Raw genomic sequence first — 11,622 nt, forward strand, 5'->3', positions numbered from 1 at the left:
TCGCGCAATTTTCACAAATTCCTGGACCTGTTCGATGAGGTTTTCGTACTCGACATCGACGTTGAGACGTTGAACCGACGACTAGATGGGCGGCCGAATGAGCCGGGCTTCGAGCCGGCCGAGCGGGAGCTGGTACTCCGCTACCATCGTAACCGGGAGCATCTTCCTGCCGGCAATAATATCGACACGGCGAATACCGTCCCAAGTGTCGTCGACGATATCCTCGCTAAACTCACCTGAAGCACGGCAGGTTTGTGATCGGACCCCGAACTCCAGTTTCCGGGACCCCTCGCTTTCGATAAGTACTGCTTATCGGAAGTGAATGATTCAAAAGCAAATATGCGAGGAGCAGCACCGTTGCGATCGTGCCAGTTCGACGAAGCGGCGCTTTACCTCACCGACGCCCCGGCGGCAAAGCCCGATATACCCCATCCCGCCATCGACCGGTCGGATATCCTGCCCCGGCCAAACAAAGCGGTTGCTCTCGGTCAGGACGACCCAGGAACGCTCGTCGTCGAGCCGGAGCTGTCGCTTCGTCGCCGGCGGAATTTCGATCGCATCTTCTCTATTTGTCAGGCGGCGTGTGGGTGATCGGCAAACGCGAACCGTCAGCGTCCGGTCGTCGAGATGCGCAACGATCGCCAGCACAGGCGCAGGGCGTTCCCCTTACCAACCCTCCTCGCAGCCTTCGAGATTTCGTCAATGCCAGAGTTAGGAGTAACGAAGGACCAATAACGGCAATACCACCGCACCGCCCACAAAATCACCTCACCTCGAAAGGGCACCACTTGAAATCGCTCATCAGAAATCTCGCTGAAATCTTCGGCGCTCTTTCGGACATCAGCAAGATTTTTGCGGCAGAGCCATGTGGCAGGTATTCGCTTTTGAAGAGCCTTTGGAGATCATCGGGCTTGCCAAGCCCAGGCGCATTGCTGCGAACCTTTGTTACAAGGTATTAAATGCGCAACTTCTTGGGAAGACTTGAGTATTTGATCCTGGCAGTGATCAAAAGGAAATGGTGCCCAGAAGAGGACTCGAACCTCCACGCCTCGCGGCACAGGTACCTGAAACCTGCGCGTCTACCAATTCCGCCATCTGGGCGACGGAGAGCCATGTACGGGCGCGGCACCTTGCTGTCAACAGGGTTTTTGAAGTTTTCCTGACAGGCAGCAAAAAACTCGTTGATGCCGGTGCATGTTGACGACGGTGCAATCTGAGGCGGCGGTAGCGATCGACACAATCCGCCCTATATGTGCAGTAAGAAAGGATCGTCTAAATGCCCGGCCTTCACAACCTCTGCCTGATTGCGCTCTACTCACTGCTGCCCTGTGCGGCTTTTGCGATGCCGCTTGGCGCCTTTTCATCCGCCACCGGCCAATCGGACATCGTCCGTGTGGGGTCGACCATGTGCGATGCGCGCGGCTGCTTTACCTTCGGGCCAGTGCAATCGTTCCGCCCGTCCTACGTCCAGCCCAACTATCGACCGCCGACGGCCACCGGCCCGACCTACTATCGGCCAGGCGCACGGGGGCCGGCACCGCTTTATTACGATCCGCCGCCAGTGCGCACGGTGCAGCCGAAGACGCAAGGACGACAATTCCACGTCGATTGGTGCCGCAATCAGTATCGGACCTACAATCCGAAGACTGACCGGTTCCTGACCTACGAAGGCATCTACAAGACCTGCAATTCACCTTACGACTAGGCTCAGCTTTCCAGCGAGGCGCGATCGACGTGACCAAGGTCCCGGCCGGGTTCGATGATGTCGCGGACGCGCTGCTTCAACTCCTTCGGACCGGGAAAGCCACCGTCACGCTTGCGCTCCCAGATCAGCGCATCATCGACGCGTATTTCGAAGTTGCCGCCGGTACCAGGAATGAGCGCCACCTCGCCGATGCTGTCGGTGAAGGTCTGCAGAAGCTCCTGCGCCATCCAGCCGGCGCGCAGCAGCCAGTTGCATTGGGCGCAGTAGAGGATCGTCACGCGGGCTTTCTTGTCGCTCATGGCAGGGCTTCCTTTCGTCATCCCGATTTAAGAACTGCAGTGTCCTTCCGCAATCCATATTGCAATGACGAAGCGCTTGGTGTTCCTCTCCTGGTTAAAGATCGGACAGGAGACGCTGATGCGGGTTGCCGTCATCGAGAACATGAAGAGCACGCCGCTCGGGTCGCTCGGGACGGCGCTTTTGGAGGCGAACGCCGAGATCGAGCGCTTCCATCCGTGGATCGACGGCAAGCTGCCGACAGGCATTGCTGATCACGACGCGCTCGTGGTGCTCGGCGGCGAACAGAATGCGATCGACGACGCGAACTATCCCTACCTGCCGGCGCTTGCACAATTGATGCGGGATTTCACGGAGGCCGACAAGGCGGTGCTCGGCATCTGCCTCGGGGCGCAGATCCTGGCGCGCGCCTACGGTGCGCAAAACCACCTGAATGCCGGATTGGAGTTTGGCTGGCACTCGGTCGCCAAGTCAGAGGATGGGCAGGCGGATCCGTTGCTATCGGGGCTCACAGACGATTTCAAGACATTCCAGTGGCATAGCGACACCTTCACGCTGCCGCAGGGCGCGACGCGGCTTGCAGTCAGCGAGCTCACGCAGAACCAGGCGTTTCGTATCGGGCGCGCGGCCTACGGCACCCAGTTCCATTTCGAGGCCAGCGCATCTGTCATCGATAGCTGGAAGGGCGAATTTGCGGAATCGATCGAGGAGATGGAGCCGGGCTGGCATGAACGCTACCCGGCGCTGGCCGCTGCCCATGCCGCGGCATCAGATGCCACCGGCCTTGCCATCGGCCGCAACTGGGTGCGCATGATCCGCGCCGAAGCGTGATCACAGCCCAAGGCGGTGGTCGCCGACGCGTAGGTCGGCGACCTGACATGCCCTAGCCAGAATTAAGTGGCGGAGCGTATCCAGACGAGCATTTCGCCCGGCGCGCGGTTGTCCCACAGATGATAGGGCACAAAGCGCGCGGTCCCCTTCTCGGCAGCCGGCGGCTTGGTTCGATAGAGCGTCGCTCCCCAATCCGATTCATCCTTGGTTACAGGAATATCGAGCGCGACCGCACCGCCGAGCTCGGCGATCTCCGCCGTCTTCACCGATATGTCCTCGCCAAGCCGGATCCCGTTCAGGCCCGCGCCGTTGTCCGTCGCCTCGACGCAATAGACGAGCGGGCCGCGCATCAGGGCGGTGCGGCCGGCATCTTGACGCACCAGTGGGTTTGCCCAGAGCGCGCGCGTTTCCAGTGGGATGTTGAGGTCGATCTTGTCGCCATCGCGCCATTCGCGCCCGATGCGGGCGTAGCCATCGACGTCGACAGAGCCAATGCTGATCGGCTCACCATTGACCGCAAGCGTAGCACCATTTGCCCATTCAGGAATGCGCAGCGAAACGGCAAACCGCGCCGACTTGCTTGCCTTGATGTCGAAGTGAACCGCGCCATGCCAGGGGTAGCGGGTCTTCTGGGTCAGCTCGACATCCGTGCCGGCAATCTTGAACCGGGCCTTGCCTTCGCCGTAGAGATGGACGGCAATTTCGTCGTCCGCGACCCCATACATATAGGAGCCGATCGAGGCGAGCAGGCGGGCGATATTCGGCGGGCAGCAGGGGCAATGGTGCCAGATCCAGCGGTGGTGCTTGCCGGCGCTTTCCAGCGGGTTCTCGTAAAAGAACGTCTTGCCGTCGAGCGAGAGGCCGGCCATTGCGCCGTTATAAAGCGCCTGCTCCATGATGTCGGCATAGCGGCGGTTCGGGCCGCGTCCGAGCATGCGGTTTGCCCAAAAGACCAGGCCGACGGAGGCGCAGGTCTCGGCATACGCGCTTTCGTTCGGCAGATCATAATAGTCGGTGAAGCCCTCGTTGGCGGCGGCCGGCCCGATGCCGCCGGTGACATACATCTGCTTGGTCGTCAGGTCGTCCCAGAGGGTTTCGAGGGCGCCGGTCAGGCTGTCATCATTGTATTCGGTCGCGATGTCGGCCATGCCGGAATAGAGATACATGGCGCGAACGGCGTGGCCGACGACCTTCTTCTGGTCGCGAACCGGCTGATGCGCCTGGCCGTATTCATAAGTCTTCTGATGGAAGTCGGCTGCACTGCGGCCATCGCGGATCGCTTCTTCGGTGAAGAAATGCGGCTCCGTGCCACGCTCGTCCACAAAGAACTTGGCAAGGTCCAGATACTTCTTCTCACCGGTCGCACGCGCAAGCTTGACCAGTGCCAGCTCAATTTCCTCGTGGCCGCAATAGCCCGGCATCTTGCCTGGGCCGTGGCCGAAAACGGTAATCATGTAATCGGCAAAGCGGCACATGATATCGAGCAACTTGCGCTTGCCGGTGGCCTGATAGTAGGCAACCGCACCTTCCATCAGGTGACCGGCGCAATAAAGTTCATGATGATCGCGCAGGTTGGTCCAGCGGCGGTCGGGCTGAACTCGTTGGAACCAGGCGTTCACATAGCCGTCCTTGTCCTGCAGCTTTTCGTACATGTCGACGATGGCATCGACGCGGGCTTCCAGTGCGGGATTGGCGCGGCGATAGAGCGAATAGGCAACCGTCTCAATCGACTTGCCGAGGTCGCTGTCCCAGAACATCTGCGTCGAGCCACCCCAGGGACCGATCGGGATGACAACGCCGGGGCTCGGCTTGGTGACGTCGATCGCCTGCAGCATGCCCGCTTCGACGCAGCGGTCGAGCAGCGTTTCAGCGGTGCCGTCGCAGATCGCGTCCTGGCGCTCCCCGAACAGGCCATGCACATCGACATCAGGCACGGGAAGCGGACGAAACTGGCGGTCTCTTTTCAACTTGTTCATGGCTTGATCCATCTTTCTTCAAAAGTCATTTCACTGCGCCGGCCATGAGCCCGCGCATGTAGTAGCGTTGCAGAAGCAGGAAAACGATGAGGCAGGGGATCGTCATGACGGCGACACCCGCCTGCACGGCGCCCCAGTTGATCGCGCCCAGACGACCGGCGCGCACGGCCATCATCAGGACGGGCAGCGTGTATTTCTCGTTGCTGGAAAGCAGCACGAGCGCAGCCAGGAATTCGTTCCAGGCGTTGAGGAAGGCAAAGATTGCCACCGTCGCGACCCCCGGCAGCACGAGCGGCAGCAGGACCAACACAAGCATCTTCAGGTCATGGGCGCCGTCGATACGGGCTGCTTCCTCGATCTCCTTCGGCACCGCGTCGAAGGCGTTACGCATCATGAACACCGAGAACGGCAGTTGCAGGGTCACATAGACCAGCGTCAAACCGAACAGTGAATTGTTGAGCCCGAGCTTGGCGAGGATGATGAAGAGTGGCGTCAGGATCGACTGGAAGGGGATCATCAGCGTCGCGATGATCAGGATGAAGAAGACGTTCTTCATCGGGAAACGATAGCGCGAGAAACCGTAGCCGGCGAGCAGGCTGATGACCACGGTCAGCACCACTGTCGCAACGGACACGATGAGCGAATTGAGGGTGTGCTGCAAAATGCCGGCACCGAAACTGTCGAGCGAGCGATAGGAATCGAAGCTGATGCCGCTCGTCGGCCATGGCGGCAGCGGCGGCAGCCGCGCCTCCGTGCCATGCCGGAGCGAGGCGAGCAGGGTGATAACAAACGGAGCGAGAAAGAAGATGGCGATGGCTATACCCGTGCCGTGATAGGCGGCCTGCGCACGGATAACACGGCTTCGCTTGCGACCAGTGACGAGGCTCATCAGCGCTCCTCCCCGACACGCAGCAGCCAGAGCTGCACAACGCTGATGACCACGAGAATGGCCAGAAGTGCAATGGAGAGGGCCGCGCCGTATCCTAGATTGAAGGACACGAACGACTGGTTGAAGATGTAGTAGACGACGGAGATCATTCGGTTTTGCGGTCCGCCAGAGGTCATGATGTAGAACTGATCGAAAGCGAGAATCGAGCCGGTCACGGAAATGATCAGCGCAAGCGCGATCGTGCGGCGCATCAGCGGCAGCGTCAGAAAGCGGAAGCGCTGCCACCAGTTGGCGCCATCGACGACGGCCGCCTCGGTCAGATCGGTCGGAATCGCCTGTAGGCCTGTCAGCAGGATGATCATTGTAAAGCCGGCTATCTTCCACACGACCATGACGCAGATCGTCAGGAACGCGCTGTCGAAGGTAGCAAGCAGATTGGGGCTCTTCTCGACCAGTCCGAGTGCCTTCAGGGCGGGACCGATGAAACCGCTGTCGACATTGGCGAGCCACACCCACAATAGCGACGCCGACGCCAGACCGACGACGACGGGTAGAAAGATAACGGTGCGATAAGTGCTGACGAAGGCCCGCTGCCGCTCGACAAAAAGCGCAAGCGGAAAGGCGACCGCGAAGATCAGGATCGTCACGATAACCGTATAATAGGCCGTGAAGTTCAGCGCCGCGACGAAGCGGCCGTCATTGAACATGCGGAGATAGTTGTTGAAGCCGATCCAGCGCTGGGCCCCCATCAGCGGCCAGTTGTGAAGGCTCATCCAGGCGGTGAAGCCCACCGGCAGCACGAAGAACACGATCACCAAAAGCATCGCCGGAGCGATATAGAGAAGGCCCGTCCATTCCGGTCGTGGGGCACGTCTGCGCACGCATGCTGTCTGCTTTCGACCCGTCACGGTCATCGAAACACTCCGCATCATTCCTGATAAAATCGGCCGGAGGACTGCCACCATCCTCCGGCCACGGCCTTGGGAGATTACTGGCCGCTGTCGATGATAGACTGCATCTCCGACTGCGCGTTCTTGAAGGCACCGTCGACATCGTCACCGAAGATGGCGGCGTTGGTGAAGGTCGCCCACGGACCGTTGGCGCTGTTGATCAGATCGTTGAACTGCAGCGTGTAGGGCGTTTTGGCGACCGAAATGGCCTTCAAGCCGACCTGCATCCGCGGATCGAGCCCCTCGAGCACCTTGTCGGCGATATCACCGCGGGTCGGCAGGCTGCCGTACTTCGCCATGACTTTCTGGCCGTCCATCGAATAGATGTATTCGAGGAATTCCTTCACGGCGTCGATCTTCTTGGTGCCCTTGGTGATGACGAAGTTGTCACCGCCGGCAAACGAAGAAGGCTTGCCGTCAACGCCCGGAATGAGGGTCACGCCGAAGTTGATGTCGGGATGCTCGGTGACGAGCGTGCCGATTGCAAAGGCGCCGAGACTCTGCTGGCCGATCTTGCCGTTGGTGAAGGTCAGGAAGTTGGCGCCGTTGTCGCTGGCAGCGCTCGCCGGAACGAGGTCCTTCTTCACCATGTCGCGATAGTAATCGACCGCCTTGCGCATCTGCGGGGTGTCGAGCGTCGCCGTCTTGCCGTCGGCCGACAGGATGTCAGCACCTGCACCCCAGGTGAGCGGCGTGAACGTGAAGATCATGCAGCCGCCGCAGCCGCCGCCGGAGAAATAGAAGCCGTAGGTGTCATCACCGAGCTTGCGGATCTTCTCGGCGTTGGCGGTGATTTCCTCCCAGGTCGCGGGCGCCTTTTCAGGATCGAGACCTGCCTTCTTGTAGAGGTCCTTGTTCCAGGCAAAGACCGAGGTTTCGACCGACAACGGCAGGCCGTAGACGCGATCCTGATAGGTGCCGAGGCGCACATGCGACGGCGACAGCGAGTTGAAATAGGGCAGCTTCTTTGCCCAGTCCGTCAGATCTTCCAACTGTCCCGCAGCGGCAAAAGCCGGGTTGTAGATAAGGTCCATCGACAACGCATCCGGCGCCTGGCCACCAGCGATGGCGGTTGCGTATTTCTGGACAAGTTCCGAGAACGGCACTTCGGTCGCGACAACCTGGTTCTCGTGGCTGGAGTTGTAGGCTTCGACAACCTTCTTGAAGGACTCGCCGATACCTGTGCGAACCCACATTTCGACCTTTTCGGCGGCCGATGCTCCGGACACCAGGCATAGGGTGGCAACGCTTGTCGCAGCCAACAGACGCTTAATCATGGCACTCCTCCCAAATTGGCGCACTCCTTAGCGCCGGTTCCTCATCTCTTGGGGCTTTGGGCCCCGCATGACTGCCGCACCACAAGCCGGCACGGCAATTTCCTGACACCCGGTTCCACCGGGCGACCCTCCGCCAGCGCCAGGACCGTCAACCCGGCCTGGCGCCCCAGCTCCTTCAACTCCATATCGACGGAAGTGAGCGGCGGCCGCGTCTGGTCAGCGACAATCTCCCAATTGTCGAAACCGACCACGGAAACATCCTCAGGCACCCGAATACCGCGCTCGCGCAGCGCATCCACCGCGCCACGGGCAATCTGATCGTTGCCGCAGAAGATCGCGTCCGGCTTTTCACCTTGTCCGTTCCAGATCTCCGCGATGGCTTCGTGGCCCCAGGATTCCGCCCAATGCCCAAACCTGACGAGCCCTTCCCCACCGATCACCTCGCGATAGGCGTCGGCGCGCTCGCGAACTGAGAAGAAGCTCTCAGGCCCGGTCACATGGGCAATCCGCCGACGGCCCATTTTCACCAGCCATTCCACCGCCAACCGCGCACCCTGCGCGTCATCGGAGCTGAAGGTGACGCTTGCAGGCGTCCCTTCCGTGAACGCGTAGACGACAGGCACGTGCAGGTTCGACAGATCGACCGGAAGCTGCCGGTCCAGTCGCTTTCCGGTGGCTATGATCCCATCCACCTGCTTTTCCAACATGGCATCGACATGGGTCTGGCCAAGTGCTGGATCATCTTCGATTGCACAAAGAAAGACCGACACACCGTGATCGACGAGCGCTTCGGAAATGCCGGCCATCACAGGCAACGTGAAGCGCCCATAGGTATCGTTGGTCAAAAGCCCGATGGTGAAACTGCGCTTGCTCAGCAGACCGCGGGCGAGCGCGTTCGGACGAAAACCGACTTCGCCGGCGATGCGCTTTACCCGCTCCCGGGTTTCGGCGCTCATGCGGCCGGTTTCGTTTAGCGCCTTCGAGGCGGTGGAAATGCTGACGCCCGCCGCCGCCGCGACGTCGTGGATGGTGATCCGGCCTCTTTTTCCTCCCGCGATGTTCACCGCGCTCCTCCTCATTTGTGGATGAGAAAAGCTTTTCCCATCTTCATCGTCAAGTGAGAAAAGGTTTTCTCACGCAAAAATCATACAATTGTCATCGAGGCATCGAGAACGACCGGCAACAAAGAAAATCGCGGCAGACTGACGCCCGCCGCGATCCAAAACCTAAGCGATGTAGGGTGCAATCAGCCCTTGATCGTCGCCTTGCCTTCTTCCAGGAGACGTGCCGCTGCCTCCGCAGGCGTTGTGCGCTCGAATGCGAGCTCATCGGCGATCGGACGGAAGACGCGCTGGTCGAACTGCGTCGAGCCGAGCGGGGCAGGCGCCGGATACTCGCCGACCTGATCTTTCAGCAGGTTGATGTACTTCACAGTGTCCTGTTCGGTCGGATTGAGATGGGGGAGAATCGCCTCGCGCACGACAGGCGACATCGGCACGCCGCGCTCGACGCCAAGGATCTTGCCAGCGTCCACATCGTTGACGAAGAAGTCGATGAACTTGGCCGCAGCCTCGCCGTTCTTTGTCGTCGCGCCGATGCTCCAGATCAGAGCCGGGCGATAGTAGTGGCCGGACGGGCCACCTTTCCTCTCGCGCGGTAGGAGTGTGATTGCCAGCTTGTTCTTGGAGATCAGCTGATAGCCGACGAGCTGGTTGGAATACGCCATGCCCATGGCCGACTTGCCAAGCGCGAGGCAGTTCGTGTCGATCGTGTTCTGGTCCAGCGTCTGAACATCAGCTGCAACCGTGCCGCCTTTCTTCCGCAGGTCTTCCCAGTAGGTGAACCAGGCCGTTGCGTCGTCAACATTGAAGCCGAGCTTGCCGTCGGCATAGAGGCTCTTGCCGCGCTGGCGCAGCCATGCATCGAATACGTAAGCGTAGCGTGCACCGTAAGGACCGCCCCAGTAGTTATCCTTGCCACCGGCCTTCGTCAGTTCGACCGCGAGCTTGGCGTACTCATCCCAGGTTAGATCCGCGGTCGGTACGGGGATGCCCGCTTTGTCAAAAGCAGTCTGGTCGAAGAACAGTGCGAAAGAGTTGAGGCCGAGACCGACGCCGTAGAGCTTGCCATCCACCGTTGTCAGCTTCAGTACGTCCTTGCCGAAGGAATCGATCTTCAATGTCGTGGGCACGAACTCGTCCAGCGCCAGGCAGGCGCCGCGCTTTGAGTAGTCCGAGATCGTTCCCGGCTCGAGTTGGAACACGTCCGCAATCGCGCGACCGGCCATCTGCGTCGACAGCTTCGTCCAGTAGCCATCGCCGCTCAGCGACTCGCCGACGATCGATACGCCTGCGTTCTTGCTTTCATAGAGCTTCGCGACATCGAGCGTGCGCTTGGCGCGATCGTTTGAGCCCCACCACATGGCGCGCAGCTTGGCGTCTTCCGCAAAGGCGGGAATTGCGCTTCCGGCACCGAAGGCTAGCCCGGCAGCGACGCCGGCCGAACCCATCAGAAATGAACGGCGATTGACCTGCATTTTCATCCTCCTCTTTCATCGCCCGCCGTCCTCCAACGGCTCATTGGGCTTATGCGGGGTAGATTACGCAAAAAAATTTTCAATGCAACAAATTATCTTTTCTTGCAAATTTGCATAATTTGCATAATCTTCTTCGTATGAATGAGATCAAGACGAAAAAACTGAGACAGGCCGACATTGCGACCATGGCCGGCGTATCTGTATCGACCGTATCGCGCGTGCTCGCAAACGAGCCCGGCATCAGCGAAAGCGTGCGCCAGCATATTCTCAAGGTGGCGGCCGAAAACGGTTACTCTGCGCGCACCGCAAGCGGCGCGCTGCGCGGCGCCCTCGCCTTGATTGCAAGCGACGGGGTCACAGGCGGGCTTAGCGTCTTCTACGAAGGAATCGTCGAAGGGTTGCGCGCCGGTGCCCTCGACGCCGGTCTCCCCTTCGAGGTGCGGCTGATCCGCGAGCACAGGGCAACACCCGACGTGGTTCACGAGTATATGCAGACGGCCGGCGCCGGTGGTTTGTTTCTGGTCGGAATCGATCCGAGCGCCGAGTTGCGCGCCTGGTTCGAGGACGCAGCGATACCAACGGTACTGGTCAACGGCACCGATCCGCAATTGAAGATCGACGGCGTTTCGCCCTCGAACTTTTTCGGCGCATATGAAGCGACAACCCGCCTTTTGAATGCCGGCCATCGCAAGATTCTGCATCTGACGGGCTCGCACCGAAACACCATCCGCGAGCGCGTGCGGGGCTTCAAGGCAGCAATTGCCGAGGTCGACGGTGCCGAAGGGCATCTTGTGTCGATGGCTTTCAAGGGCAGCGCAACACACGAGGCGCATGAGCTGACGGCTGGCGTGCTTGCTAAGAACGCGGGCTTCACTGCCGCTTTCTGCATGAACGACTTCATTGCCGTCGGCGTTCTGGAAGCAGTGACCGAGGCTGGACTGCGGGTGCCTGAGGATTTCGCCATCGTCGGCTTTGATGACCTTCCCTGCGCGCTGATGACCAACCCGCCGCTGTCGACCATGCGCGTCGACCGCGTGGCGCTCGGCAGGGAGGCTGTCAGTCTCATGGTTGCGCGTTTCAAGGATCGCACCGCCCCTGCCCGCCAGATTTGCCATGCCGTTGTCCCAATTGCCGGCGGCACCGTCCCGAACTCCTGACATG

11 protein-coding genes, 1 tRNA gene and 1 pseudogene are annotated in these 11,622 nt (G+C 60.2%); 4 read left to right on the forward strand and 9 right to left on the reverse strand.

Translation table 11 applies throughout. From position 1 onward, the window contains the following. A pseudogene (locus tag ATY80_RS11260) lies at positions 1-240 on the forward strand (nucleoside kinase); the annotation flags it as partial. 87 nt (positions 241-327) lie between these two features. On the opposite strand, the gene ATY80_RS11265 reads toward ATY80_RS11260, so the two are convergent. Both ATY80_RS11265 and ATY80_RS11270 read right to left on the reverse strand, forming a co-directional pair. Then, positions 328-648 (reverse strand): plasmid maintenance toxin (PemK-like), encoded by a 321-nt coding sequence (locus ATY80_RS11265; RefSeq protein WP_245306818.1) that lies wholly within the window; start codon positions 646-648, stop codon positions 328-330. 368 nt (positions 649-1,016) lie between these two features. Further along, positions 1,017-1,101 (reverse strand) — tRNA-Leu (locus ATY80_RS11270). A 241-nt stretch (positions 1,102-1,342) separates the two neighbouring features. Here ATY80_RS11270 and ATY80_RS11275 point away from each other — a divergent pair. After that, a complete protein-coding gene (locus tag ATY80_RS11275) occupies positions 1,343-1,705 on the forward strand; it encodes a BA14K family protein (RefSeq protein WP_245306826.1) in 363 nt (120 codons plus the stop codon). A gap of 2 nt (positions 1,706-1,707) precedes the next feature. Here ATY80_RS11275 and ATY80_RS11280 read toward each other — a convergent pair whose 3' ends face one another. Then, complete coding sequence (locus ATY80_RS11280; protein WP_088692521.1) at positions 1,708-2,004, reverse strand: SelT/SelW/SelH family protein; 297 nt, start codon at positions 2,002-2,004, stop codon at positions 1,708-1,710. 118 nt (positions 2,005-2,122) lie between these two features. Here ATY80_RS11280 and ATY80_RS11285 point away from each other — a divergent pair, with 118 nt between their 5' ends. Next, a complete protein-coding gene (locus ATY80_RS11285; RefSeq protein WP_088692624.1) occupies positions 2,123-2,833 on the forward strand; it encodes a type 1 glutamine amidotransferase in 711 nt (236 codons plus the stop codon). A gap of 62 nt (positions 2,834-2,895) precedes the next feature. On the opposite strand, the gene ATY80_RS11290 is transcribed toward ATY80_RS11285, so the two are convergent. The 6 genes from ATY80_RS11290 to ATY80_RS11315 form a co-directional block, all read right to left on the reverse strand. Further along, a complete protein-coding gene (locus ATY80_RS11290) occupies positions 2,896-4,809 on the reverse strand; it encodes a beta-L-arabinofuranosidase domain-containing protein (RefSeq protein WP_088692625.1) in 1,914 nt (637 codons plus the stop codon). A 25-nt stretch (positions 4,810-4,834) separates the two neighbouring features. Continuing rightward, a complete protein-coding gene (locus ATY80_RS11295; protein WP_088692522.1) occupies positions 4,835-5,698 on the reverse strand; it encodes a carbohydrate ABC transporter permease in 864 nt (287 codons plus the stop codon). Continuing rightward, positions 5,698-6,612, reverse strand: a complete 915-nt coding sequence (locus ATY80_RS11300) for a sugar ABC transporter permease (RefSeq protein ID WP_088692626.1) — start codon at positions 6,610-6,612, stop codon at positions 5,698-5,700. The genes ATY80_RS11295 and ATY80_RS11300 overlap by 1 nt, the downstream gene beginning before the upstream one ends. A gap of 74 nt (positions 6,613-6,686) precedes the next feature. Continuing rightward, a complete protein-coding gene (locus ATY80_RS11305; RefSeq protein WP_088692523.1) occupies positions 6,687-7,925 on the reverse strand; it encodes a sugar ABC transporter substrate-binding protein in 1,239 nt (412 codons plus the stop codon). Positions 7,926-7,966: 41 nt separating this feature from the next. Next, positions 7,967-8,989 (reverse strand): LacI family DNA-binding transcriptional regulator, encoded by a 1,023-nt coding sequence (locus ATY80_RS11310; RefSeq protein ID WP_088692524.1) that lies wholly within the window; start codon positions 8,987-8,989, stop codon positions 7,967-7,969. 182 nt (positions 8,990-9,171) lie between these two features. Then, complete coding sequence (locus tag ATY80_RS11315) at positions 9,172-10,461, reverse strand: ABC transporter substrate-binding protein (protein ID WP_088692525.1); 1,290 nt, start codon at positions 10,459-10,461, stop codon at positions 9,172-9,174. Between the two features lie 137 nt (positions 10,462-10,598). On the opposite strand from ATY80_RS11315, the gene ATY80_RS11320 reads away from it, so the two are divergent. Beyond that, positions 10,599-11,618, forward strand: a complete 1,020-nt coding sequence (locus tag ATY80_RS11320) for a LacI family DNA-binding transcriptional regulator (protein ID WP_088692526.1) — start codon at positions 10,599-10,601, stop codon at positions 11,616-11,618. Positions 11,619-11,622 lie beyond the last annotated feature (4 nt).

Source organism: Rhizobium sp. R711, from assembly GCF_002211365.1.
GTDB lineage: Bacteria > Pseudomonadota > Alphaproteobacteria > Rhizobiales > Rhizobiaceae > Rhizobium.

What these genes read in the sequence shown, in the direction of transcription:
- ATY80_RS11275 (WP_245306826.1), top strand. Translation starts at nt 1,343, where the DNA reads ATGCCGCTTGGCGCCTTTTCATCCGCCACCGGCCAATCGGACATCGTC.
- ATY80_RS11280 (WP_088692521.1), bottom strand. Translation starts at nt 2,004, where the DNA reads ATGAGCGACAAGAAAGCCCGCGTGACGATCCTCTACTGCGCCCAATGC.
- ATY80_RS11285 (WP_088692624.1), top strand. Translation starts at nt 2,123, where the DNA reads ATGCGGGTTGCCGTCATCGAGAACATGAAGAGCACGCCGCTCGGGTCG.
- ATY80_RS11290 (WP_088692625.1), bottom strand. Translation starts at nt 4,809, where the DNA reads ATGAACAAGTTGAAAAGAGACCGCCAGTTTCGTCCGCTTCCCGTGCCT.
- ATY80_RS11295 (WP_088692522.1), bottom strand. Translation starts at nt 5,698, where the DNA reads ATGAGCCTCGTCACTGGTCGCAAGCGAAGCCGTGTTATCCGTGCGCAG.
- ATY80_RS11300 (WP_088692626.1), bottom strand. Translation starts at nt 6,612, where the DNA reads ATGACCGTGACGGGTCGAAAGCAGACAGCATGCGTGCGCAGACGTGCC.
- ATY80_RS11305 (WP_088692523.1), bottom strand. Translation starts at nt 7,925, where the DNA reads ATGATTAAGCGTCTGTTGGCTGCGACAAGCGTTGCCACCCTATGCCTG.
- ATY80_RS11315 (WP_088692525.1), bottom strand. Translation starts at nt 10,461, where the DNA reads ATGCAGGTCAATCGCCGTTCATTTCTGATGGGTTCGGCCGGCGTCGCT.
- ATY80_RS11320 (WP_088692526.1), top strand. Translation starts at nt 10,599, where the DNA reads ATGAATGAGATCAAGACGAAAAAACTGAGACAGGCCGACATTGCGACC.